Annotated in this window: 27 protein-coding genes and 1 pseudogene; 11 read left to right on the top strand and 17 right to left on the bottom strand. The window is 70.4% G+C overall.

What is annotated here, in order from left to right:
* Positions 1-3: 3 nt before the first annotated feature.
* Complete coding sequence (locus tag ABS78_RS06035) at positions 4-1,554, bottom strand: ABC transporter permease/substrate-binding protein (RefSeq protein WP_293376068.1); 1,551 nt, start codon at positions 1,552-1,554, stop codon at positions 4-6.
* Positions 1,551-2,318, bottom strand: a complete 768-nt coding sequence (locus tag ABS78_RS06030) for an ATP-binding cassette domain-containing protein (protein WP_293376066.1) — start codon at positions 2,316-2,318, stop codon at positions 1,551-1,553. Before ABS78_RS06030 ends, ABS78_RS06035 begins: the two co-directional genes overlap by 4 nt.
* Before the next feature lie 85 nt (positions 2,319-2,403).
* On the opposite strand from ABS78_RS06030, the gene ABS78_RS06025 reads away from it, so the two are divergent.
* Positions 2,404-2,895 carry a superoxide dismutase family protein gene (locus ABS78_RS06025; protein ID WP_293376064.1) on the top strand — a complete coding sequence of 164 codons (492 nt, stop codon included), beginning with the start codon at positions 2,404-2,406 and terminating at the stop codon, positions 2,893-2,895.
* A 27-nt stretch (positions 2,896-2,922) separates the two neighbouring features.
* On the opposite strand, the gene fliE is transcribed toward ABS78_RS06025, so the two are convergent.
* Genes fliE through flgB form a run of 3 tightly spaced genes read right to left on the bottom strand, consistent with a single transcriptional unit; the run spans position 2,923 to position 4,116 of the window.
* Positions 2,923-3,243, bottom strand: coding sequence for a flagellar hook-basal body complex protein FliE (gene fliE / locus ABS78_RS06020; RefSeq protein ID WP_293376062.1), 321 nt, complete (start codon positions 3,241-3,243; stop codon positions 2,923-2,925).
* 11 nt (positions 3,244-3,254) lie between these two features.
* On the bottom strand, positions 3,255-3,674 hold the full coding sequence (gene flgC / locus ABS78_RS06015) for a flagellar basal body rod protein FlgC (protein ID WP_293376060.1): 420 nt from the start codon (positions 3,672-3,674) through the stop codon (positions 3,255-3,257).
* A 13-nt stretch (positions 3,675-3,687) separates the two neighbouring features.
* Complete coding sequence (flgB, locus tag ABS78_RS06010; RefSeq protein WP_293376058.1) at positions 3,688-4,116, bottom strand: flagellar basal body rod protein FlgB; 429 nt, start codon at positions 4,114-4,116, stop codon at positions 3,688-3,690.
* Between the two features lie 85 nt (positions 4,117-4,201).
* On the opposite strand from flgB, the gene ABS78_RS06005 reads away from it, so the two are divergent.
* Both ABS78_RS06005 and fliP read left to right on the top strand, forming a co-directional pair.
* Entirely contained in the window at positions 4,202-4,474 is a 273-nt protein-coding gene (locus tag ABS78_RS06005; protein WP_293376056.1) for a flagellar biosynthetic protein FliO, read from the top strand.
* Entirely contained in the window at positions 4,474-5,271 is a 798-nt protein-coding gene (gene fliP, locus ABS78_RS06000) for a flagellar type III secretion system pore protein FliP (RefSeq protein WP_293376054.1), read from the top strand. The genes ABS78_RS06005 and fliP overlap by 1 nt, the downstream gene beginning before the upstream one ends.
* A 73-nt stretch (positions 5,272-5,344) precedes the next feature.
* Here fliP and ABS78_RS05995 read toward each other — a convergent pair whose 3' ends face one another.
* From ABS78_RS05995 to ABS78_RS05975, 5 genes and pseudogenes are all read right to left on the bottom strand, one after another.
* Positions 5,345-8,269: an endoglucanase gene (locus ABS78_RS05995; RefSeq protein WP_293376052.1), complete on the bottom strand. Its 2,925-nt coding sequence runs from the start codon at positions 8,267-8,269 to the stop codon at positions 5,345-5,347.
* 3 nt (positions 8,270-8,272) lie between these two features.
* Entirely contained in the window at positions 8,273-9,172 is a 900-nt protein-coding gene (locus ABS78_RS05990; RefSeq protein ID WP_293376050.1) for a hypothetical protein, read from the bottom strand.
* A complete protein-coding gene (locus ABS78_RS05985; RefSeq protein WP_293376048.1) occupies positions 9,169-9,741 on the bottom strand; it encodes a DUF6468 domain-containing protein in 573 nt (190 codons plus the stop codon). Before ABS78_RS05985 ends, ABS78_RS05990 begins: the two co-directional genes overlap by 4 nt.
* Positions 9,738-10,840: pseudogene (gene fliM / locus ABS78_RS05980) on the bottom strand (flagellar motor switch protein FliM). Before fliM ends, ABS78_RS05985 begins: the two are co-directional and overlap by 4 nt.
* Before the next feature lie 11 nt (positions 10,841-10,851).
* Positions 10,852-11,460, bottom strand: coding sequence for a flagellar basal body-associated FliL family protein (locus ABS78_RS05975; RefSeq protein ID WP_293376046.1), 609 nt, complete (start codon positions 11,458-11,460; stop codon positions 10,852-10,854).
* Positions 11,461-11,696: 236 nt separating this feature from the next.
* Here ABS78_RS05975 and flgF point away from each other — a divergent pair, with 236 nt between their 5' ends.
* The 7 genes from flgF to ABS78_RS05940 all read left to right on the top strand — a co-directional run bounded on the left by flgF (position 11,697) and on the right by ABS78_RS05940 (position 16,019).
* Positions 11,697-12,434, top strand: coding sequence for a flagellar basal-body rod protein FlgF (gene flgF / locus ABS78_RS05970; RefSeq protein WP_293376044.1), 738 nt, complete (start codon positions 11,697-11,699; stop codon positions 12,432-12,434).
* A gap of 14 nt (positions 12,435-12,448) precedes the next feature.
* Entirely contained in the window at positions 12,449-13,237 is a 789-nt protein-coding gene (gene flgG, locus ABS78_RS05965) for a flagellar basal-body rod protein FlgG (RefSeq protein WP_293376042.1), read from the top strand.
* 3 nt (positions 13,238-13,240) lie between these two features.
* The gene (gene flgA / locus ABS78_RS05960; protein WP_293376040.1) at positions 13,241-14,002 is read left to right on the top strand and encodes a flagellar basal body P-ring formation chaperone FlgA; all 762 of its coding nucleotides are present in this window, start codon (positions 13,241-13,243) and stop codon (positions 14,000-14,002) included.
* Positions 14,003-14,016: 14 nt separating this feature from the next.
* Positions 14,017-14,754, top strand: coding sequence for a flagellar basal body L-ring protein FlgH (gene flgH / locus ABS78_RS05955; RefSeq protein ID WP_293376038.1), 738 nt, complete (start codon positions 14,017-14,019; stop codon positions 14,752-14,754).
* Positions 14,755-14,814: 60 nt separating this feature from the next.
* Positions 14,815-15,279, top strand: a complete 465-nt coding sequence (locus ABS78_RS05950; protein ID WP_293376036.1) for a hypothetical protein — start codon at positions 14,815-14,817, stop codon at positions 15,277-15,279.
* A gap of 72 nt (positions 15,280-15,351) precedes the next feature.
* Positions 15,352-15,600, top strand: a complete 249-nt coding sequence (locus tag ABS78_RS05945; protein ID WP_293376034.1) for a type II toxin-antitoxin system prevent-host-death family antitoxin — start codon at positions 15,352-15,354, stop codon at positions 15,598-15,600.
* The gene (locus ABS78_RS05940) at positions 15,597-16,019 is read left to right on the top strand and encodes a type II toxin-antitoxin system VapC family toxin (protein WP_293376032.1); all 423 of its coding nucleotides are present in this window, start codon (positions 15,597-15,599) and stop codon (positions 16,017-16,019) included. The genes ABS78_RS05945 and ABS78_RS05940 overlap by 4 nt, the downstream gene beginning before the upstream one ends.
* Before the next feature lie 39 nt (positions 16,020-16,058).
* On the opposite strand, the gene ABS78_RS05935 is transcribed toward ABS78_RS05940, so the two are convergent.
* From ABS78_RS05935 to ABS78_RS05905, 7 genes are all read right to left on the bottom strand, one after another.
* Entirely contained in the window at positions 16,059-16,445 is a 387-nt protein-coding gene (locus ABS78_RS05935; RefSeq protein WP_293376030.1) for a cytochrome c, read from the bottom strand.
* Positions 16,446-16,447: 2 nt separating this feature from the next.
* Positions 16,448-18,040, bottom strand: a complete 1,593-nt coding sequence (locus tag ABS78_RS05930) for a flavin monoamine oxidase family protein (protein WP_293376028.1) — start codon at positions 18,038-18,040, stop codon at positions 16,448-16,450.
* Positions 18,041-18,203: 163 nt separating this feature from the next.
* Entirely contained in the window at positions 18,204-20,117 is a 1,914-nt protein-coding gene (gene dxs, locus ABS78_RS05925; protein WP_293376026.1) for a 1-deoxy-D-xylulose-5-phosphate synthase, read from the bottom strand.
* 88 nt (positions 20,118-20,205) lie between these two features.
* The gene (locus tag ABS78_RS05920; RefSeq protein ID WP_293376024.1) at positions 20,206-21,087 is read right to left on the bottom strand and encodes a polyprenyl synthetase family protein; all 882 of its coding nucleotides are present in this window, start codon (positions 21,085-21,087) and stop codon (positions 20,206-20,208) included.
* Positions 21,084-21,326: an exodeoxyribonuclease VII small subunit gene (locus ABS78_RS05915; protein WP_293376022.1), complete on the bottom strand. Its 243-nt coding sequence runs from the start codon at positions 21,324-21,326 to the stop codon at positions 21,084-21,086. The genes ABS78_RS05920 and ABS78_RS05915 overlap by 4 nt, the downstream gene beginning before the upstream one ends.
* A gap of 64 nt (positions 21,327-21,390) precedes the next feature.
* The gene (locus ABS78_RS05910; protein ID WP_293376020.1) at positions 21,391-22,008 is read right to left on the bottom strand and encodes a histidine phosphatase family protein; all 618 of its coding nucleotides are present in this window, start codon (positions 22,006-22,008) and stop codon (positions 21,391-21,393) included.
* Positions 22,009-22,039: 31 nt separating this feature from the next.
* Positions 22,040-22,963, bottom strand: a complete 924-nt coding sequence (locus ABS78_RS05905; RefSeq protein WP_293376018.1) for a histone deacetylase family protein — start codon at positions 22,961-22,963, stop codon at positions 22,040-22,042.
* Between ABS78_RS05905 and ABS78_RS05900 the strand changes: the two genes are divergently transcribed.
* Positions 22,962-23,579, top strand: coding sequence for a GNAT family N-acetyltransferase (locus tag ABS78_RS05900; protein WP_293376016.1), 618 nt, complete (start codon positions 22,962-22,964; stop codon positions 23,577-23,579). The two genes, ABS78_RS05905 and ABS78_RS05900, sit on opposite strands and share 2 nt — an antisense overlap.
* Positions 23,580-23,667: the final 88 nt, after the last annotated feature.

The following is a 23,667-nucleotide window of genomic DNA, read 5'->3' as shown; positions in this document are numbered from 1 at the left end:
GTCTCAGTTCGTTAGAACGAGCTTCAGCGCCCGCGCCGCCTGGGCCGGGGTCGCCTTGTCGCGGTCGCGGTCGACGCTGAGGTTGGCCTCGCGCATCGCCTCGACGGTGATGGCGCCGATCAGCGGCCGCAGGGCGCCGGTCAGGCGCGCGTCGTCGGCCCGGCGCGGCGAGATCAGGACGACGGCGTCGTAGGGCGGGATGGCGCCCCTGGGATCGTCCAGCACCACGAGACCGCCCGCCGCGATGCGCCCGTCCGACGAGAACGCGCTGATCACATCGGCGTCGCCCGACGCCAGGGCCCGGTACATGAAGGTGGGCTGATACGAACGACGGCTGCGGAAGGCGAAGCGGTAGGCGCCGTCCACCGCCCGCCACTCGGGTCGCGACAGGAACTCCAGATCCGAGCCCAGGGCCAGTCGCGGCGAGGCGCGCGCCAGGCCGTCCAGGTCCGTGATCCCCAGCGCGCGGGCCCGCTCGCCGCGCATGGCGAAGGCGTAGGCGTTCTCGAACCCCAGCGACCCCAGAACCGTCACGCCGTCGCGCCGCCGGAGTTCGGTCGTCAGCGCCGACAGCACGGCCTCTCGGCCGGGATTGTCCGAACGGCCGAGGACGTTGGTCCACAGCGTGCCCGAGTAGTCGACGTAGACGTCGATCTCGCCCGCCGCGAGCGCGCGGTAGGCCACCGCCGAGCCCAGGTCCTCCCGACGGGTGACGCGTGCGCCGGTCGCTTCCAGCCGCTCGGCCATCAGCTCGGCCAGGATGTACTGTTCCGAGAAGTTCTTGGCGCCGACCACGTAGACCGCCCCCTGCCCCCGCACCGCGAAGGGCGACAGCGAAAGCGCGACGCCCAGGGCCAGCCCGCCCAGGCCCGCCGCGACGAGGATCGGCCGCCGCCGCCGCGCGCCCGTCTCGGCCAGACCCAGGAGCTGGTCCGCCGCCAGCGCCACGGTGGCCGAGGCCGCGCAGCCGAACAGGACGAAGACCCAATTCTCGGTCTGGAGACCCGCGAAGATGTAGTTGCCCAGGCTGGTCTGGCCGACCGGAGTGGAGAGCGTCGCCGCGCCCACCGTCCAGACGGCCGCGGTGCGGACGCCCGCCATGATCACCGGCGCGGCCAGGGGCAGCTCCACCCGCCAGAGCCGCTGGGCCCGGGTCATCCCCACCCCGTCGGCCGCCTCGATGATCGCCGGGTCGATACCCGTCAGGCCCGCCACGCCGTTCCGCAGGATCGGCAGCATCGAATAGAGCGTGAGCGCCAGCAGCGAAGGCAGGAAGCCCAACGCCGAGAAGCCCCGGCCCAGGGTGGCCTCGGACAGCGCCGAAATCGCCAGCAGCACCGGATAGAACAGGGCCAGCAGCGCCAGGGCGGGGACCGTCTGGATCAGGCTGGCGCCCGCCAGGGCGGGCCAGCGCACGCGCGGGCTGCGCGCCGCCGCCACGGCCAGGGGCACGCTGATCGCCACGCCCAGCACCAGGGCGGAGGCGCTGAGCAACACGTGCCAACCCAGGTAGTCGGGCAGCAGCCGGAAGGCCTCCGCCAGTTGCGGGCTCATACGCCGAACCTCCCGCGGAGGCGCTCGGCCTGGCGGCGCGGCGCGTCGAGAAGCTCGCGCACCTCTTCGGTCGGCGCTTCGGCCAGAAGCGCGGCCGGCGCGCCCGAGGCCACGACCCGCCCCGACGCCAGGACGACGAGGCGGTCGGCCAGCAGCACGGCCTCGCCCATGTCATGGGTGACCATCACGGTGGTCAGGCCCAGCCGGTCGTGCAGGGCGCGGTAGTCGTCGCCCAGCGCATCGCGCGTCAGAGGATCGAGCGCGCCGAACGGCTCGTCCATCAGCATGAGGGCCGGCTCGGCCGCCAGGGCGCGCGCCACGCCCACCCGCTGACGCTGGCCGCCCGACAGCTCGGCCGGCGCGCGCCCCGCCATCTCGGCCGGCAGGGCGACCAGCTCCAGCAGTTCGGAAACCCGGGCGGCGATGCGACCGGCGTCCCACCCCAGCAGACGCGGCGTCACCGCGATATTGCCTGCCACCGTCAGATGCGGAAACAGGCCGACATCCTGGAAGACATAGCCGATCCCGCGTCGCAGATCGGGCCCGTCGACCTCGGCGACCGGCCGACCGGCCACCCTGACGATCCCGGCGTCAGGCCGGATCAGACCGTTGATCGTCTTCAGGAGCGTGGTCTTGCCCGAACCCGACCCTCCCACGAGCGCCACGAATTCCCCGCGGCGCACCGAGAGATCGACGTCGTCGAGCGCCGGGCGGGCGCCGTAGCGCCGCGTCACCCCCGCCAGCTCGATCAGCGTTTCGGCCATACCTCCGCCTAACATTTCGCGGCGGCTTGGGGGAGCCGCCGCGCCCGGCTAAACGTTGAAGCGTCAGCTTCCATGGAGTTCCCGAATGATCCGCCGCGCCTTCGCCCTCTCCGCCGCCGTCGCCCTCGCCGCCTGTCAGGCCACCGCCGGAACCTACGACCTCAAGAACAACGCCGGAGCCGCGGCCGGAACGGTCACCCTCACCGAAGCGCCGAAGGGTGTCCTGATCAAGGTCGAGGCCACGGGCCTGACCCCGGGCTGGCACGGGCTGCACCTGCATGAGAAGGCCGACTGCTCGAAGTCCGACTTCACCTCGGCCGGCGGCCACACCCACGGAGGCGGCGACCGCATCCATGGCCTCCTGAATCCCGACGCCAACGAGACGGGCGACCTCCCCAACCTGTGGGCCGGCGCCGACGGGACGGCCAAGGCCGAGGTGTTCACCACCCTGGTCACGCTGAAGACGCTCAAGGACTCCGACGGCTCGTCGGTTCTGATCCACGCCGCCGCCGACGACCACAAGAGCCAGCCCATCGGCGGCGCCGGCGCCCGTGTGGCCTGCGCGGAAGTGAAGTGACCCTCATCTCCCAGGGGAGAGGGACGGTCAGATCGGCATCCGCAGGATTTCCTGATAGGCGCTGATCACCTGGTCGCGGACCGCCATCACGGTCTCCAGGCTGGCCTCGGCGGCCGAGATGGCGGTGACCACGTCGACCAGTTCGGCCTTGCCGGCGACCTGGGCCGCCATCCGGGTTTCGGCCGTCTTGGACGCCGTCACGGCGTCGGTCATCGCGGACTTCAGGATGTCGCCGAAGCCGAGCTGGCCCGAAGCGGCGTTGTTGGGCGTCAGGCCGGGCGTGTCGCCGATGCCGACGCCCTTCTGGGTCGCGGCGTACGCCTTGGCGGCGGCGAAGGGCGTGATCATCGCTCAGGACCCTACTTCTTGAGGAGATCCAACGTCCGCATCTCGATGGTGCGGGCGGTCTCGATGACGTTGAGGTTGGCCTCGTAGGCCCGCTGGGCCTGGCGCATGTCCAGCGACTCGACCAGCGAATTGACGTTCGGCAGCTTCACGTAGCCCTGCGGGTCGGCCGAGGGATGCCCCGGCGCGTACTCCTGGCGGAACTGGGTCCGATCGGGGTCGACCCTGCTCATGCGCACGCCCTGCGCGCCGCCGACGCGTGTGGGCTCGAACACCGGCGCCTGGCGGCGATACGGGTCCCCGCCTGGCGTCCGGGACGTGGAGTCGGCGTTGGCGATGTTCTCGGCGATGATCCGCATCCGCGCCTGCTGGGCGCGCAGCGCCGAGGCGGCCACGGCCTGGGCCGCATTGGCGGGAGACTTGATCTCGGCCATCTAGGCTCTCCCCTTATCCACGGCCGGGCGGCCGGGCGGCCATGCGGAGCAGGCCCATGGACTTCTGGTAGAAGCTGATGGCGGCGTCGTAGCTCATCCGCGCGTCGCTCAGCTTGAGCATCTCCTCCTCCAGCACCACGGCGTTGCCGTTCAGCGTGGTCTCGGAACTGCCGGTCTTCACCGACTTGAAGGTCCCGCCTCCGGCCCGCCGGTCGGAACGGGGCGACATGTGGCCCGCCTGGGTCGCCGTCATCGTCCCCGCCGCCGACGCCTGTTGCTGCGCCTGGAGCCGGGCGTTGAAGCTGAACGGCTTCAGATCCTCGGACACGTAGCGGGGCGTGTCCGAGTTGGCGACGTTCTGCGCGATGATCTTCTGGCGCTCGCTGAGATAGCCCAGCCGGCCCTTGAGCATCGAGAAGAGCGGTATGTCGGCCAGGTTCATGTCCACGATCCTGGCGAAACAGGGTTAATCCGCGCTTAAGGGATTCAGTCGCGAATGGGCCCACGACACCGCGCCCACGGCCGACATGGAACTTTCCGACTTCCTCCGCGCGATCTTCGCCCTGGCCCTGACGCTGGGACTCGTAGGGCTGGCCGCCGTAGCGCTGCGACGCTACGGCCCCGACGCCATGGCCCGGCTGGCGGCCCAGAAGAAGGATCGCCGCCTGCGGGTGGTCGAGAGCCTGGTTCTCGACCCGTCGCGCCGGCTGATCATCGTGGAGTGCGACGGCCGCGAACGTCTCGTGCTCCTGGGCGAAGGGCGCGTGCTCGACGACCTCAAGACGCCGGACGCCGGCTGATGCGCGCCATCCTCGCCGCCCTCCGCACGCTTCCGGCCGAAGACTGGCGCCGCGCCGCCCTCATCGCGGGGATCACCACCTGCGCCGCGCTGATCGTGCCGGCCGCCGCGGTGGCCCAGACCCTGAACGTCGATCTCGGCACCGGGGCCGGCCTGACCGAGCGCGTCGTACAGCTCGTCGGCCTGCTGACGGTCCTGTCGCTCGCGCCCTCCATCGTGATCATGACCACGTCCTTCGTTCGGATCGTGGTGGTGCTGTCGCTGCTGCGCACCGCGCTCGGGCTTCAGCAGAGCCCGCCCAACGCGGTGCTGATCTCGCTGGCCATGTTCCTTACGGCCATCGTCATGGGGCCAACCTTCGAGCGGTCCTACAACGAGGGCGTCCGTCCCCTGCTCGAACAGCAGATGGAGCTGCCCCAGGCCTTCGACGCCGCTGGCGGGCCCGTGAAGCAGTTCATGCTGTCGCAGGTGGACGAGGAGGACCTGGCCCTCTTCATCCGCCTCTCGCGCATCGAACGCCCCGCCACGATCCAGGACACGCCGATCCGGGTGGTCACGCCCGCCTTCATGATCTCGGAGCTGAAGCGCGCCTTCGAGATCGGCTTCCTGCTCTTCGTGCCCTTCCTGGTGATCGACCTGGTGGTCGCCAGCGTGCTGATGAGCATGGGCATGATGATGCTGCCGCCTGTCATCATCAGCCTGCCGTTCAAGCTGATCTTCTTCGTTCTGGTGGACGGGTGGCGGCTGGTGGCCGGCAGTCTGGTCGAGAGCTTCCAGCGGGGCGCGGGCGGAGGATAGGCGGCCTCCCGTCCCGCTCCATCGTCTCTTCTGGTCAGCCGGCCCTGGTGGTCAGAGGACGCCGACGCCGTCCCTACCCCACCGCGGCAGGTCTCGGCGCCGGCTCGGCGGCGGCCTGTCGCGCCGGCGTCGCCGGGGCCTTGGCGTCGCCCGTCGGAGCCGCGCGGGTCTTGAAGCGACCCTTCATCTTCTCGACCCAGCCCGCGAACATCTCGCCATCGGCCGAGACGCGACCGAAGTCGGCCACACTGAGACGGCCGGTGGGCAGGCCGGACAGGGCGATGCGCAGGGCTTCGGGATTGTTGGCCTTCTCGTAGAAGCCCTGGTAGCGCTGCTGCAGGCGGGCCAGCGCGGCGTCGTCGCCGGCGAGGCTATAGGCGACGCCGGCCCTCAGAAGACGACCTTCCTCGTCACTGCTGAGCTGGGTGTCGATCTTCCAGCGCTCGCCCAGGCTCTTCTCGTAGAGCGGGCCGGCGGCGGCCCAGTCCTTCTGCTTCCACAGGATCTCGGCGCGGAGGTCGGCTGCCTCCTTGCCCGTGTCGCGTTCGATGATCTCCAGCGCGTTCTCGTACCGGCCCAGCGACGTCCAGGCACGGGCCTCCACCAGTCGCCGCTCGGTGTTGAGCGCCGTGGGCAGGATCGTGGTGCGCGAGCCGTTGATGGCCGCCAGCGCCTGCTCGGGCTTTCGATCCATGAGGTAGATAACCGCCAGATCGGTGGCCACCTGGGCGCGCGGCACGCCGTCGAGGCGGTTCTCGGCCTGGTACTTCAGCAGGTCGGCGGCCTGGGGCAGCAGATCCACGTCCACCAGCCGGCGCACGATCCGGCGCACCATCATGTCGCCGTCCGCGCCCAGGGGCGCCAGTTCGCGGAAGTCGAAGAACAGCGCCAGCGCCTGGGTCGGCTCCAGCCCGTCGGCGAGACCGTCCAGGAACAACGCCCGGAAGGCGGTGTTGAGATCGGCCTGAAGCTGGATCGCCTCGGGCAGGTCCGGCAACCGGACGCCCGCCGAGCGCAGGGCCTCGAGGGCTTCGCGATAACGGCCCTGGGCGAGGTAGAGCTGTCCCAGCGCGCGGATCGTCTCCAGTTCGGTGGCGTCGCCACGCCAGCGGTAGCGCAGGCTGTCGAACACCCCCACGGCCTGAACCGGCGTGACCTGGCCGAGTTCCAGCCGGATCTGGGTCGCCCGCAGCAGGGCCGGCGCGGCGATCGACTCCAGGGGAGCGGTGGCGATGGCGTTGTAGACCCTGAGCGCGCGGTCCTTGTAGCCGTTCATCTCGATGATGCGGGCGTGGACGAGGCGGGTTCGCAGCCGCTCCTCGGGATCGACCCTCTCCTCGAGGGCCAGCCGGATTCGCGATTCGGCCCCGGCCAGATCGCCCTGGGCGAGGGCGGCCTGCGCGTCGGCGCGGGCGAAGCGGCTCTTCCAGATCGGGCTGAAGAGACCGAAGGCCTCGGCGCCCTTTGTGAACTGGGTCCGCGCCTCGGCGTACTGGGCGAGCTGGGTGTCCAAATAGGCGCGCCACAGGGAGGTCGACGGGTCGTCGGCCAGCGCGGGGGCCGAGAAGTCCGTGTCGGCCTCGGCGTAGCGCCGCGACATGGTGCGGGCGATGCCCCGCAACCCCCGGAACTCGGGGTCGTCCAGCATCTCCGGGTGGGCGCGCGCCAGGGCGTTCAACACCCCGATCGCCTCGAAGCTCAACTCCGAACCCACCAGGAAGCGCGCCAGCGCCATGCGCGCCGCCACCGGCCCCCCGCGCTCGTTGCTGGCGCCTTCCGCCGCCGCAGCCGCAAGGAGGCTCTCATAGCGCGGGACGAAGCCGTCCTCGCCGGTCTTCGACCAGTCGGCCGACACGAGCGCCGGCATGGCGGCGGCCTGCGGCGCGCCGAGTTGGGCCCGCTCACGGTCGCGGCCGGCCCAGGCGGGTGAAAGGTTCAGCCCACGCGCACGGCCGATGCGGACGATCTCGCCGTCGCGCCGGACGCTCAGGTCGTCGACCGTCGCCTCGACGGCCAGCCCCTGGATCGACGGAAGCAGCGCCGCGCCCACGAAATCCCGGCGGCTGGGCACGCCCTTGGGCGGGCCGAGCGCGGTGACCACCGTCAGGGTGTCGCCCACCACAGGGTCGGGCAGGTTGACGATCCGGGTCGCCCCCGCCACCGGCGCACGCAGGGTCGCCGGACCGCCCGCGGAATCGCGGCTGACCCGCACGATCGCCGGCGCGGCCTGGGGGCCGGGTCCCAGCGCCACCGTCCACACATCGCCTTGAACGCTGGCGAACACCGGCGTGTCCGAGTCGGCCTCGATCCGGAGCGCGGCGTGATCGGCGCCGCGGAACGACTGCAGGCCGCGCAGGAACTTTGTAGGCGGCGCCCCCGAAACGTCGAGGTTCGCGGGCGCGTCGAAGACCACCCAGACCGCATCGCCCCGGCGAAACACCGCGGCGCCCGCAGGATTGGCGAAGGCGAACGAGAGTTGGGTCTGGCCGCCGGCGACCTTGGCGTCCATCTTCACCACGCCGCCAGGGGGCAAGGGGTCGGGACGGGGCGGCTCGGCCTCGGCGACCGCGACGGGCTCGGCGTCCGCTTCCGGCGACGTCTCGACCTTCTCGAAGACGTTCACATAGAGCGCACCGTCCGCTCTTCCGATCCGCGCATCCGCGTCATCCGCCAGGGTCAGCACCAGTTCCGGCCGTCCGCCTGCGACGCGGCGGTCGGCGGCCTTCACCCAACGGGGCGGAGCGGTGCGCAGGCGCGCCACGTCGGGGTCGGCGCCCGGGGCGAAAGTCAGGACGACCGTCTGCCCCTCCCGTCGGGCGGACGCCTCGCCACGGACTTCAATGCGCGAGAAGGACTCCGTCGCGGCCACACGGAGGTTCGGCCCGCCCCGCGCCTGCGCGGCCGCCGGAGTCGCATGCACGACGATCCCGGCAGGCGCTGCGACGCTGGCGATGCAGGCCGCGGCGACCCCGGAGCGGAGGGCCCTCCTCAGGACCATGGCTTACCCGGCCTTGGCTGGCGGCGCAGCCGCCGGAGCGGGTTCGGCCGGCGCGGGGCTCGTCGCCTGCTGTTCGGCGGGCGCCGCCTTGCGGGGCGGCGTGTTCGGACGCTTGGCCGGAGGCGTCGCAGCCCGCGGCGCCGCCGCCTGCTGCGCGGCCGGCTGAGCACCCTCGGCCACGGCCCGCGCCCGCTCGGCGGCGGCCTGGGCGTCGGAGAAGCGGCGCGCCAGCGCTTCGGTCAGCTTCTTCGCCTCGCTGGGCGGCATCTGGGCGACGATCGCCGCCAGCGACCGCTCCTTCATCTTGGCGGCGATCGGGATCCGCACGCTGTCGTCCAGGGCCGTCATGCGCGGCGCGGCGTCCTTGGCCTTCATGTTCTCGAACACCTTCACCAGACGGTCGATTTCGGCCTCCTGCTTGGTGTCGGTCTGGGCCAGAAGGCCGTTCACTTCGGCCTTCAGTCCGTTCAGGGCCTTGATCTTGGCGTCCAGTTTCGCCTCGGCCGCGGCCATCAGGGCGAGTTGGGTGCTCAGGTCGTTCTCGCGGGCGTCCAACACGCCACGGCGCGCGCCCAGGCTTTGCAGGACCTGGAGCTCGGCCGGCGACAGGCCCGCCTGCTTGGCCAGTTCGGCGGCCGTCGGCGCGCATACCGCCTTCGGCGCGATCGTCGGCGTCGGCAGACCGGCGACCGCGTCCTGAGCATCGCCGGTCGGCGCGGTCTCGCCCGCCTTCACCGTGGGCGCCTTGGCGGCCGGCGCGGCGCCCTTCGTCGCTTCCTGGGCGAACGCCTGGGCGCCCGAGAGCAGGCCGGGAAGGTCCCGGGCGCCCGAGACGGCGTTCACCACCAGGACGCCGCCGACGGCGACGCCCAGCAGCGGCAGGATCCGCGGGACGGACTTCAACGGACGACTCCGGCGAAACGGTCGAACGCCGGAGCGTCCTCGAACAGATCCTCGTCGGCGGCGTGGGCCGCACGGCGGGGCATGGGTGTGACGCGCGCCGGCGTGGCGGCCGCGGCCGGGCGCGCACGCTCGGCTTCGGCCGCGCCTTCCACCTGGAGGCGGCTGCGGGCCATCGCCAGCAATGCGCCCAACCGCTGTTCCGCCGTGTCTTCGACGCGTGGCGCAGGCGTGACGGGCGGCAGGCCGCGCGCGACGGCGCGCTCGGCCGAGAAGGGCCGCGGGGCTTCCGGGGCGGACGAGACCAGCTTCTCCAGCCGCGTAGCCAAGGCCCGGCCCTTTTCGATGCGGTCGGACAGCATGTCCACGGCTTCGTCCGTGGCGGCGCGCAGGTCGGCGAGGCCCTGTTCCGCCCGGGCGGCGGCATGGTTCAGCTCGCGCACGGCCGCCTCGAAGCCCTCGTGGCTGTCGCGCAGCGCCTTCAGGCGACGGTTGAGGCGGACGCCGACCGCCATCGCGGCGATCAGCAGCGCGGCGAGCAGCACGTTCAGGCCGATGGCGATCAGGCTCATGTCATCCTCTGCACGGCTTTGCGGGCCTGCGCGGAGAGCGGAGCCTCCACGCGGACGGCGATGTGGGCGTTGCGGCGGCCCATGCGGCCGCGCGTCAGGGGGATCGCCCCCGCCCGCAACTCGATCAGGCTGTCGGGCGTAGCGTTCAGCATCAGGGTGTCGCCGACCTTGAGGTCGAGGACCCTGCGCAGGCTGATCTGCTGTTCGTCCAGCACGGCGCGGACGTCCATGTTGGTCGTCCACAGCTCGGTGGCGAGGTGGCTTTCCCAGATGTTGTCGCGCCCGAACTTCTCGCCCATGAACTGCTGCAACAGCATCTTCCGGATGGGTTCGAGCGTGGCGTAGGGCAGCAGCAACTCGATGCGGCCGCCGCGATCTTCCATGTCGATCCGCAGCTTCACCAGGATGGCCGCGTTGGCCGGGCGCGCGATGGCCGCGAAGCGCGGATTGGTCTCCAGGCGATCCAGGGTGAAGTGGACCGGCGTCAGCGGCTCGAACGCCTCCTTGGCGTCGGCCAGGACCACCTCGACCATCCGCTGCACCAGCACGCGCTCGATGGTGGTGTAGGGCCGTCCCTCGATCCGCATGGCGGCCGTCCCCCGCCGACCGCCCAGGAGGACGTCCACGATCGAATAGATCAGGTTGGAATCGACCGTCAGCAGACCGTAGTTGTTCAGCTCCTCGGCCCGGAACACCCCCAGGATGGCCGGTAGCGGGATCGAGTTCAGATAGTCGCCGAAGCGGATCGAGCTGATGTTGTCGAGGCTGACCTCGACGTTGTCCGACGTGAAGTTGCGCAGAGAGGTGGTCATCAGCCGCACGAGGCGGTCGAAGACGATCTCCAGCATCGGCAGGCGCTCGTAGCTGACGAGCGCAGAGTTGATGATCGCACGGATGCCGGTGCGTTCGGCGATCTCGTCCTCAGACAGATCGAAGCCCAGCAGGCTGTCGATCTCGTCCTGGTTCAGGATCCGCTCGGCCGAGTTCGCCTCGGCTGCGGCGGTCGCGGCCCAGTCGGTCTCGCCGCCGCCGTCTTCGCCGACGGGCGCTTCGATCTCGGGTGTGTTGTCGGGATCTTCGGACATGGCGTGGAAGCCAACTGCGCGAGCGCTAGTTGATCAGCATCTCCTCGATCAGGACGGCGTTGGCCTTGCTCGGCTGGATGACGAGGTTGACCCGGCGAAGGATCTCCATCCGGAGCTGGTAGCTGCCCTGGCTACCCGCGAGGTCCTCGGGCCGGAGTTCGCGCAGGAAGCTCTGGAACATGTCCTGGAGCCTCGGCATGTTGGGGTCCAGTTCGTCCACCGCGCCCTCGTCGGGCAGTTCCAGGGTGAGCTTCAGCTTCAGGAACGTGGCGCGGCCGTCGGCCGTCTGCATGTTCACCACCACGTCGGGCATGGTGTAGAAGACCACCCCGTCGGGTCCCTCGCGGACCACGGCGGCCCCCTTCTCGCCTTCCTTGCCCTTCTCGGCCTTCTTTTCCTTCTTCTTCTCTTTCTTCTCTCCGCCTTTCTCGGCGGCGGCGTCCGGCTTGGGCGCCAGGAACATGAAGGCCGCCGTCCCGCCTCCGCCCAGCACGACCAGCGCCGCCGCGCCCGCGATGATCAGCATCTTGAGCGGAAGCTTCTTCTTCCCGGACGCTTCGCCCTCCGCGCCCTCGGCGCCTTCAGGAGCCTCGCCCGCGGGCGCCTCCTTGGGCTTCTTTTCCTTCTTCGCCACGCGCGTGGGTCCTTCGAGAAACAGCGGCCTGGGAAACTTGCTGCCTCAACGAATGCGGGTCTTTGGTTAAGAAGCGGTTTTTAACGGTTCTTAACGGGCTCGATTCCTGCCCGGCAATTTTCGCCGCCGGGCAGGCGTTAACCTTCTTATTTACTGATTTTATTGAATTCTTCGGTTGGCCCGAAGCTTGCAACCAGGATGGGCGGAACGTCGCACCACCACCTGGGTCCCCGTTAATGGACAACGCCGTCTTCGTAGGCCTTTCGCACCAGATGATCCTCCGTCGCGAGATGGACATCATCGCGAACAACATCGCGAACATGGACACCACCGGCTTCAAGGTGGAGTCCATGATGCAGCGCACCGAGCCCGGGGCTCCCGCCATGACGCTGGGCGGCCCACGGCCGGTCAAGTTCGTGGCCCCCGACGGCGTGGCCCGCGACTTCGGTCAGGGCGTGCTGACCAAGACCGGCGCCACGTTCGACATGGCCATCGAGGGCAAGGGCTTCTTCCAGATCCAGAGCCCGGACGGCCCCCGCTTCACTCGCGACGGCCGTTTCACGGTCGATCCGACCGGCCGCCTGACGACCCAGGCCGGCCTGCCCGTCCTCGACGAGGGCGGCGGCGAAATCCAGATCGACATGGAGCGCGGCGAGGTCGCGATCGGTCCCGACGGGACCATGAGCCAGGGGAACGAGCGCGTCGGCAAGGTGGGCGTGTTCGAGTTCGCCAACCCCGGAGCCCTTGAGAAAGCCGGCGACAACCTCTTCCGCAACACCTCCAACCTGGCCGCCAATCCCTCGCTAGAGGCCCGGGTCCGTCAGGGCCACATCGAAGGCTCCAACGTCCGCCCGGTGCTCGAAATCACCCGGATGGTCGAGGTGTCCCGCGCCTACGAACGGACCGCCAGGATGATGGACTCCGAATCCGAGCTCTCGCGCCGCGCCGTCGAGCGCCTGGGCAAAGTGCAATAGGAAGGTAACGACCGATGCAAGCGCTCCGCACCGCCGCCACCGGCATGGCGGCCCAGCAGTTGAACGTCGAGGTCATCTCGAACAACATCGCCAACATGAACACGGTGGCGTTCAAGCGCCAGCGCGCCGAGTTCCAGGATCTCCTCTATCAGACGCTCGCCGCCGCCGGGACGCAGTCATCCGACCAGGGCACCATCGTGCCCACCGGCGTCCAGGTGGGCGCGGGCGTCAAGGCCGGAGCCGTGTACCGCGTCGGCATGCAGGGCTCTCTGACCCGCACCGACAACCCCTACGACCTGGCCATCGACGGCCGCGGCTTCTTCCAGGTGCTGACGCCCTCGGGCGAGATCGCCTTCACGCGCGCCGGCAACTTCTCGGTCAACGACCAGGGCCAGCTTGTCACCCAGGACGGCTACCAGATCGAGCCGGCGATCACGATCCCAGCCGACGCGATCCAGGTCTCGGTCTCCAAGAACGGTCAGGTCGAGGTGATCCAGGCCGGGCAGACCGCGCCGAACGTGGTCGGGGTGATCGAACTGGCCACCTTCGTCAACGAGGGGGGGCTCGCCGCCATGGGCGGCAATCTCTTCCGCGAGACCGCCGCGTCGGGCGCGCCCACCAACGGCACGCCCGGTTCGGTCGGCATCGGCACCCTGACCCAGGGCTACACCGAGGCTTCCAACGTCGACGCCGTGGCCGAGATCACCGCCCTGATCGTCGCCCAGCGCGCCTACGAGATGAACTCCAAGGTCATCTCCACAGCCGACGACATGCTGGCCACCGCCAACCAGGTGAAGAGCTGAGCCATGAAGTTCGCCGCTTTCCTCGCCGCCCTCCTCACCACCACGCTGGGCGCCCCCGCGCTCGCCGCGACGCCGGTCACCCTCAAGGCCGACATCGTGGACGCCGACGGCGTCGTCACCCTGGGCGAGATCTTCGACGGCGCCGGCGCCGCGGGCTCGATCCCCATCGCCTCGCGCCCGATGGCCACGGTGATGCTCAGCGCCCAGGCGGTCCGTCTGGCCGCCGCGCGCGCGGGACTGGACTGGGCGAACGCCCAGGGCCTGCGCCAGATCGTCGTGCGCGGCCCCGCGGCCGGCGCCGCCTCCGGACCGACGGCCGGCGCCGTGGCCGCCCGCGGGAACGTGGACGTCCTCACCTGGGCGCGGAGTCTCTCGGCCGGCGAGGTCGTTCAGCCCGCCGACCTCGTCTGGGGCAAGTCCGCCATCGCCCCCGCCGACAGCCCCGGCGAGCCGGAGGCGGTGATCGGTCTGGCCGCCCGGCGTCCCCTGCGGGCCGGAGCCGTCGTGACCGCCCGCGACGTCTCGGCGCCCCAGGTGGTCAAGGCCAACGAGATCGTAACCCTGACCTACGACAACGGCGGCGTCTCCCTCGCTCTCCAGGCCAAGGCCCTGGCCGGCGGCGGCGTCGGCGAGACCATCAACGTGCAGAACGTCACGTCGAAGAAGACTGTCCAGGCCGTGGTCACCGGACCCGGTCAGGCCGCGGTCGGCCCCCAGGCGGATGAGCTGAAGCTCGCCCGCTCTTCCCGTTACGCGCTCCGTTGAAGGAAGCCCTCGCCATGCGTCTGCGTCTTCTCACCCTCGTCGCCCTCGCCCCGCTCGCCGCCTGCTCGACGGTCTCGGAAGCCGTGAAGGGGCCGGAACTCGCGCCCGTCGGCTATCCCGCCGCCCTGGTCCCGCGCGACCAGAACGTGCTGCCGCTGGCCTCGGCCCGCGAGCCCCTGCCCCAGGCCGCCGGCGCCAATTCGCTGTGGCGCGTCGGCGCCCGCGCCTTCTTCAACGACCAGCGCGCCAGCCGGGTGGGCGACATCCTGACCGTCCAGATCGACATCGACGACAGCGCCAAGACCACCAACGCCACCTCCAGTTCCCGCTCCTCGGGCATGAACGCCGGCGTGCCGCACCTGCTGGGCCTGGAATCCAGCCTGGGCCGCCTGCTGCCCGGCGAGTTCGACCCGGCCAACGCCATCGAGACCCGCTCGAACACCTCGAACGCCGGCGCGGGTGCCGTCAGTCGCTCGGAAAAGATCAGCCTCACGATCGCCGCGGTGGTCACGGGCATCCTCCCCAACGGCAACATGGTGATCCAGGGCACCCAGGAGGTGCGCACCAACACCGATCTGCGCCAGCTCACCGTCGCCGGCATCGTGCGGCCTACGGACATCTCCTCGGCCAACACCATCCGCCACACCCAGATCGCCGAGGCCCGCATCAGCTACGGCGGCCGTGGCGACATCAGCCGCGTCCAGAAGACCCCCGCCGGCCAGTCGCTGCTGGAACGCTTCTCGCCGTTCTGAGCCGGGATCGCACGGGCGACCATGGCGTTCTCTGCTTCCGGCCCCTTCGGGAGAGACCTCATGCGCCGCCCGGCCGCCCTTTGCCTGATCGTCCCCCTGGCCCTGGCCGCCTGCGCGCACCCGGCGGCCCTCGGGAGTCCGGAAGTCGACGGCATGACCTGGATCCTGAACGAGGCCGACCGTCCCGCCCTTGTCTACGGGGTGCGCGAGAGCGACCATCTCGCCGTCGCTCTGGAATGCCGACGGGGCTCGGGGCAGGTGGACCTCCTCGTCTTCGGGGCCGCCGAACGCCCGCCCCGGCGGCTGGTCCTGGCGTCCGGCCCGGCGCGGGTGGACCTCCCCGTGCGGACCGAGGCCGATGACCTGTTCGGCGAGGTCCACCGCGCCGAGACGCCCGCAGCCTCCGACGTCTTGGCCCGCTTCGGGCGCACCGGAGCCGTCTCGATCGGGCTGGACCGCCCCGAGCGCTTCCCAGCCGCGCCCCACCGCCTCAGCGCCCGCTTCCTGGCGCTCTGCGGCGGTTGAGTTCCCGGCTGCGCCGACCCGGCAAGTCCGACAACATGGACAGAATGGCCATCTGATAGCTATATTTCGCCCATGAGTCATCACAGCGTCGCGGAAGCCAAGAACAAGCTGTCGGACCTGATCGCCCGTGCGGCGAAGGGCGAAGACGTGGTGATCACGCGCCACGGCGTGCCGGTGGCCGAGATAAGGCCCGTTCGGCCGACGCGCGGGAAGGTCACCCAGGCCGACCTCGACTGGCTGGATGCGCATCGGGTTGAGCCCGGAAAGGACTATCCGGGCGCGGTCGAGCTGGTCCGGCAGATGCGCGACGAGAGCTATTGACTGCCTATTTCGACGCCAGCGCGCTCGTTTCGCTGTTCGTTCGTGACGAATTCTCCGATCGCGCCCGAATGTTCGTCGGCACGGGGTCGGAGGCCTCCGTTCTCAGCGACTGGACGATCGCCGAGGCGGTTTCGGCGATTTCGCGGGGCGTTCGCATGCGGGTGCTGTCCAGGGAGGACGCAAGGACGGCGCTGGCGGGCATCGATGGCTGGGCCGCAAGCGCCGCCGAGCGGATCGAGGTCGCCTCGGCCGACATCCGCGCCGCAGAACGCATGCTGCGATCTCTCGACACAACCCTGAGGACGCCCGATGCGCTGCATGTCGTGATCGCGCAGCGGATCGGCGCGCCGCTGCTCACGTTCGATCAGGTCATGGCGCGGGAGGCGCGGAAGCTGGGCTTGACCGTCATCGAGATCTAGCCCGTCGCGCGGACCGCCTCGCGGCAGGTAGAAGCAGGATCAGGGCGGCACGTCGGTCGCCGTCACCGGCTCGGCGTAGCTGTTGCCGAAATGGGTTCGCAGATAGGCCACCACCGCCGCCGTCTGATCCCGCGACAGCATGGCCTTGAAGGGCGGCATCCCTCCCTTCCCTTCCTGGATCACATAGATGGCGTAGGCCGTGGTCCCCATACGGGGATTGTCCGCCAGCGGCGGAAAGGCTGCGGCGCCGACCGCGCCCTTGGCGTCGGCCATGTGGCAGGCCTGACAGTACATCCGGTAGACGTCGGCCCCGGTCTTGGCCACGGGCGGGCGGGAGCCCCCCGGTCCGGGCTCGTCGGCGCCCACCGGCGCGGCGGCCAGCATCGAGAGCACGGCGGCGTACGCCGCGAGATGTAGCGTCTTCATGGTCAGGCCTCCTGCGCACGCTTGTGGAGACGGGTGATGGCGTCGATGGCCGAGAGGAGCGAACCCTCCATCCAGCACCCGACGTACGACGCGTGCTCGCCCGCCAGCACGACGCGGTCCTCCAGGGAGACGAGGCTCTGATAGTGCTCGCGTCGGGTGTCCTCGTTCCAGCGGGCGCAGCATCCCATCGCCCACGGCACGCGGCTCCAGGAGACGGACGCTCCGCTCAGGAACTCCTTGCGATAGCTGTCGGGATGGAAGACCGAGCCCTGCTCCAGCGCCGCCTCGATCCGCTCATCCGGGGTCATCCCGCCCAGGTGCAATCCGCCCGGGCCGTTCGCAAAGGCGCCCAGCAGCACCGCCGGGCCGTCGCTCAGCAGACGGTCGTTGGGATATGAGACCAGTCCGATCTCCTGGTTGGTGAACGAGTGGCCGCCGTAGATGGCGTAGTCCTCCTCCCAGAAGCGCCGCCGCATCTCCAGCGCGACCTTAACCCCCGGGCTGTAGGGGACCGCCTGGATCGCCGCCTGCTTCTTCTCCGACAGGTTCGTCTCGATCTGACTGAGCACGGTCAGGGGAATGGTGCAGACGCAGAAGTCCGCCTCGGCCGTACCGACCTTGCCGCTCTTTGCGTCGGCGTAGGTCACCGTCACGCCGCCCGCGCCCTGCATCAGGCGGGTGACCTTGGCGTTATAGGTGATCAGGCGTCCAACCTGCCGGGCGAACCCCTTGCCGATCATGTCCATGCCGCCCACCGGCTGGAACATGGTGGTCTGGAACTCGTCGTTCATGAAGAACGCCATGTTGGCCCAGACCCGCGACTTCAGGACCTCGTCGAAAGCGAACAGGTCCGAGGGTTTCGGCGTCCCGTTCACCCCGCCGCCGGGAGGCAGAAGAAAGCCGCGATGGCTGGAGGACCGGTCGCCCTTCACGTAGCGCATGTCCCGGTCGAGCATCCCCCAGCCGCGCAGCGCCTCCCTGAGCAGATCCAGGTCCTCGGGCGTCAGCCGGGTGTCCAGCGCCTTCTGGTCGATGGCCTTGCCCAGGAGTTCGGCGACATTGCCCTCGAAGTCCGCCGCCAGCGCACGGAACCGCTGGGGGGCGCCGCCGAAGGCGTCGGTCGAATGGACGTAGGCGTTGTGGTTGAACTGGATGAACGGCTCCAGCGCCACGCCGAATTTCTTGCAGTAGTACAGGAGCGTCCGGTGATGGTGCGGGATGCGCCAGGGGCCCGGATTGAAATAGTTGCCCTTGGCGAAGGCCACGTTCTGGGTCGGCCCGCCCAGTTCGGTGTAGCGGTCTCCGCCACGCAGCGACCAGTTGCGTCCGCCTGCGCGATCCTGGAACTCCAGGATGCGGACCCTGTAGCCGGCCTTGTCGAGTTCATAGGCCGCCAGCATGCCGGCGAGACCGGCGCCCAGAACGATCACCGACTGTCCCTTGCGCGAGCCCGACAGATCGGGCGGCCCCGGAAAGCGGGTCTCGGCCGCGTGGCCGAAGGTGGTCATGAGCTGGTAGACGGCGGCCGTACCGCCCATCAGTCCGATGGCGTTCAGCAACTGGCGGCGCGTGGGAGCCTGACGGCCCGGATCCATGGGAAACCTCGAGCGACTCGTGTTCGCTCGATCGGTACGCCGGCCGTTTCCCGAGAGAAGGTCCCGCCGCGCTACGGCGTGAGAATACCGGCGCCGTGCGCGGAACACGGGCTCGGCTGTCCAGAGACCGCGCAGATCCGGGAATGGTCCGGCTCGGCCGGGATCAGGCCCGCCGCCCCTTGGCCGAGAGGTTATCGACCCCCAGGGCCGACAGCGCCCCACGCACGATCCCCTCGGCGTCCAGGCCCGCCTGGGCGTACATGACGTCGGGCTTGTCGTGGTCCTGGAAGATGTCGGGCAGGGTCAGGGTCCGGACCCGCAGGCCGCGGTCCAGCGCCCCGTGCTCGGCCAGGGCGTGCAGGACGAAGGCGCCGAAGCCACCCACCGCGCCCTCCTCCACCGTGACCAGCGCCTCGTGTTCGCGCGCCAGCCGCAGGATCAGGTCGATGTCGAGCGGCTTGGCGAAGCGGGCGTCGGCGACCGTGGCCGAGAGCCCGCGCGCGGCCAGCATGTCGGCGGCCTTCAGCGACTCGGCCAGCCGGGTCCCGAACGACAGGATGGCCACCGCCGTCCCCTCGCGCACGATACGACCCTTGCCGACTTCGAACGGCGCGGCCAGCGTCGGGATCTGCACGCCGACGCCCTCGCCGCGCGGATAGCGGAACGCCGAGGGGCGGTCGTCGAGGGCCACGGCCGTGGCGACCGCCTGGGCCAGCTCGGCCTCGTCGGACGGCGCCATCACCACCATGCCCGGCAGGGCGCCCAGGTATCCGACGTCGAACGACCCCGCGTGGGTGGCGCCGTCCGCGCCCACCAGCCCCGCGCGGTCGACGGCGAAGCGGACCGGCAGCCCCTGGATCGCCACGTCGTGGACCACCTGGTCGTAGCCCCGCTGGAGGAAGGTGGAATAGAGCGCGCAGAACGGCTTCATCCCATCGGCGGCCAGGCCGGCGGCGAACGTCACCGCATGCTGCTCGGCGATGCCGACGTCGAAGGTGCGCTCGGGAAACCGCTCGCCGAACAGGTCCAGCCCCGTGCCCGAGGGCATGGCCGCGGTGATCGCCACGATCTTCGGATCGAGCTCCGCGTGCTTGATGAGCTCCTGGGCGAAGACCTTCGTATACTGCGGCGCGCCGCCCTGGCTCTTGGCCTGCTGGCCCGTCACCACGTCGAACTTGACCACGCCGTGGTACTTGTCGGCCGCGTTCTCGGCCGGCGCATAGCCCTTGCCCTTGTGGGTCACCACATGGACCAGCACCGGCTTGTCGTCGATCCGGCGGGCGTTCTGCAGCACGTGCACCAGGGCGTCCATGTCGTGCCCGTCGATGGGGCCGACGTAGTAGAAGCCCAGCTCCTCGAAGAACGTCCCGCCCGTGACCATGCCGCGGGCGTACTCCTCGGCCTTGCGGGCGGCCTCGCGCATCGGGCGCGGGAAGGCCTTGGCCACCGACTTGCCCAGGTTGCGCAGGCTCTGGTACCCGCCGCCCGAGACCAGCCGGGCGAAATAGGCGCTCATCCCGCCCACCGGCGGGGCGATCGACATGTCGTTGTCGTTCAGGATGACGGTGAGCTGCTTCGTGGACCCGGCGTTGTTCATGGCCTCGTAGGCCATGCCGGCGCTCATCGAGCCGTCGCCGATGACGGCCACCACCTTGTTGTCCCGGCCTTCCGCGTCGCGGGCGGCCGCAAAGCCCAGCGCGGCGCTGATCGAGGTGGCGGCGTGGGCCGCGCCGAAGGGGTCGTAGTCGCTCTCGGACCGCTTGGTGAAGCCCGACAGACCGCCGCCCTGGCGCAGGGTGCGGATGCGGTCGCGCCGCCCGGTCAGGATCTTGTGCGGATAGGCCTGGTGGCCCACGTCCCAGATCAGGATGTCCCTGGGCGTCTCGTAGACGTGATGCAGCGCCACCGTCAGCTCGACAACGCCCAGGCCGGCGCCCAGGTGGCCGCCCGTCTGCGACACAGCGTCGATCGTCTCGGCCCGCAGTTCGTCGGCGAGTTGCCGGAGTTGGGGGATCGTGAAGTCGCGGGTGTCGGCGGGCGACGCAACGGTGTCGAGCAGGGGCGTGACGGGCGGCAACGCGGCGGAATCCTTGGACTGGCGCGCTTCGGGCGGTTGCGCTGCGGGCGGGATCGACGCCGGCTCGCCGCGGGAAGGCGCGAACGATCTAGTGTCGGCGCTCTAGCACGAAATCGACGCTGTCCCGCAGGAATTCGGCCCGGGGTCCGAACGGATCCAGGTGAGATTTCGTCTGGGTCTTGAGCAGGCCCAGCCGCTCGCGGGCCGCTTCGACGCCCAGCAGCGTCACGAACGTGGTCTTCCCCGCCGCAGCGTCCTTGCCGGCCGCCTTGCCCATCGCGGCGGCGTCGCCCTCGGCGTCGAGCAGGTCGTCCACGATCTGGTACGCCAGCCCCAGGTCGTGGGCGAAGGCCAGCAGCGCGTGGCGCTCAGCGTCCTGAGCGTGGGCCATCACAAGCGGCAATTCGAAGGCGCAGGCGATCAGGGCTCCGGTCTTGAGCCGCTGCATCCGGGCGACGCCGCCCAGGTCCTCGCGCACGCCCAGCATGTCGATCATCTGGCCGCCCACCATGCCCCGCGCGCCGGCGGCCCCGGCCAGGCGCGCCACCAGTTCGGCGCGGACCGCGCCGTCGGGATGGGTGTCGGGATGCGCCAGGATCTCGAATGCCGCCGATTGAAGGGCGTCGCCCGCCAGCACGGCCGTCATTTCGTCATAGGCCACATGAACGGTGGGATGGCCCCGGCGCATGTCGTCGTCGTCCATGCACGGCAGATCGTCGTGCACCAGGCTGTAGGCGTGGATGCACTCCAGAGCGCAGGCGGCGCGAAGCACATAGGTTTCGTCCACCCCCAACATCCGGCCCGTCTCCAGGGCGAAATAGGTGCGCAGGCGCTTGCCCGGCCCCAAGGCCGCGTAGCGCATGGCCTCGGTCAGCCGGCTCTCCGGCCCGTCGGCGCGGGGCAGCAGCTCGTCCAGCGCGACCGTGACGAGGTCGGCCGCCTCGTCGACGCGGCGCGGAAGGTCCGTCATCCGAACTCCGCGGGTTCGGCCGCGATAGCCCCGCCGGCGCGCTGCACGATCTGCTCGACGCGCAGCCGCGCGGCCTCCAGTCGGCCCTCGCAATGGGCTTTCAGCGCCGCGCCCCGCTCGTACATGCGGATGGAATCCTCCAGCGGCGCCTGACCCGATTCCAGGCGCGCCACGATCTGCTCCAGCTCGGAGAGCGCCTGCTCGAAGGACATGGCGGCGATGTCGGCGGGCTCGGACATGCCGTCTCTCTAGCCGTCCGCCGGAACGGAATCCACCGGCATGTCCACGACTGTATTCCCGGGATCAGCCCCGCTCGAAGCGGCGCATGGACCAGTATTTGTAGCCTTCGCTCTCGGCCAGCCGCCAGCCGCGGCGCTTCAGCGCGCGCCCGACCAGGTGGTTGAAGAAGCCGTGCGCCAGGACCACCACGTTTCCGCCCCCCGACGCCAGTCCGATGAGCAACGCCGCCGCCCGGTCGGCGCGGGCTTCGGCCTCGGCGCGGGTCTCCTGTCCTTCGTGGTGGTCGAAATACCACCACCACAGCCGCGCGACGAATCCCCAGATCCGCGGCGACAGCTTGATCCACGACGGGAAATTCGGCGGCGGCAGCGGCGCCTCGATCAGGACGTCGTGGTGGTCGAACACCTGCTCGCCGACCAGGGTCCTCGCGCTCTCGATGGCGCGCAGGCGCGTGGACGACACGATCACCCCGCATTCCGCCACGAACCGGCGCAGTCGGTCGGGCGGCGCCTGGCCCGGCACGATCCCGCCCACTTCGTATCGGGCCCAGAACTCACGATAGCCGGCGGCCGTCAGCCGCACCTTGCGCGACAGCGCAGGCTCGCCATGCCGGGCGAGGATGATCGCGCCAGGGCTCGCGTCGGCGTCGCCGTGGGGCCGCGTCGTCAGACCGCTGTCCATCGCTTCCGAGAACGCACCCGCGCTTCGTCCTTCAACCTTCACCCAGCGCCCGGACGTGGGCCAGGGCCGAACGACCCAGAGCTTCGAGGTCGTATCCGCCCTCGAGCGACGACACAACCCGGCCCTTGGCGTGGCGATCGGCCACCGAGGCGATGGCGCGGGTGGCCCAGGCGAAATCCTCGGCCTCCAGGCTCTGCCCGCCGCCGCCCACGGGGTCGAGACGATGGGCGTCGAAACCCGCCGACACCAGAATCAGGTCGGGCGCGAACGCGTCCACCCGATCCATCAGGCGCTCGAAGGCCGCGCGCCACACCCCGACCGGCGCGCCCTCGAGCGAGACGGCGTTGGCGATGTTGTCCGGAGCCGCCTCGGACGGATGCCCCGTGCCCGGCCACATGGGCCAGGACTGGATCGAAGCGAAGAACATCCCCGGCCGTCCGCCCAGCGCCGACTGGGTGCCGTTGCCGTGGTGGATGTCGAAATCGACCACAGCGACGCGCTCGAATCCCTCGGCGCGGGCCACGTGGGCCGCAACGGCCACGTTGGAATAGATGCAGAAGCCCATGGAAGCCCCCGGCTCGGCATGATGCCCCGGCGGCCGCACGGCGCAGAACGCCCGCCCGACCCGCCCGGCGGCCACGTCGCGCACGGCCTGGGCCACCGCGCCCGCGGCTCGCCGGGCCGCCGTCAGACTACCTGGCGACATACTGGTGTCGGGGTCGAGATGCGCTCGCCCCTCCCGTGGGGCCAGCCGGGCGATCTCGGCCAGGTAGGCCGCATCGTGCACGCGCAGGAGGTCGGCGCCGTCGACCAGGGGCGCCTGATGCGGCGCGAGGTCCAGACCCGCGTCCTCCAGGCTGTCCAGCACGGCCGCCAGTCGTTCGGGCCGCTCGGGATGACGCTCCCCGGGACGGTGGTCGAACATGTCGGCTTGGGTGTAGAGCGCAACAGCCATGGCGCATCCTAACCCAAATCCCGCGCCCGCCGCACGCCCCGCGGCGAGCGGCGCCGTGATCCGCCGGGCGGGCGAAACCGACGCCCCCCTCCTGGCCACGCTCGGCGCACGCACCTTTCGCGAAACCTTCGCCCACCTCTATCCCCCCGAGGACCTCGCCGCCTTCCTGGCCCAGGCCTACGATCCGGGGCGCACCCGTCTCGATCTGATTGATCCCGCCCAGGCCGCCTGGATCATGGAGCAGGGTGGTGAGGCGATAGGCTACGCCCAGGCCGGGCCCTGCGGCCTGCCCCACCCCGAGGTCACATCCGCCTGCGGCGAGCTGAAGCGAATCTACTTCCTGAAGGGCGCTCAGGGGAGCGGCCTGGGGGGCCGCCTCTTCGCCGAGGTGATGGAATGGCTTCAGTCGGCGGGGCCCCGGACCGTGTGGATCGGGGTCTGGTCCGAGAACTTCGGCGCCCGGCGGTTCTACGAACGCCAGGGCTTCCACAAGGTCGGCGAGTACGGCTTCCACGTCGGCGCGACGGTGGACCTGGAGTTCATCCTGAGGCGACCCGCGGAGAGTTTTGCCCGACCCGGCGCGCAGACCGAGCGAGACCGACACAATCCCGCCTGAATCGGCGCGACGAACGGTCGATCATTGCCGAGATTTAACGCGGGCGCGTCTTGGCGAAGGCCCGACCATTTGGGACCCTCATGTCATT

This window comes from Phenylobacterium sp. SCN 70-31, assembly GCF_001724605.1.
Taxonomy (GTDB): Bacteria; Pseudomonadota; Alphaproteobacteria; order Caulobacterales; family Caulobacteraceae; genus Phenylobacterium.
Note: the sequence above shows the minus strand (reverse complement) of the source record. Positions and strands in the feature narration are given on the sequence as shown.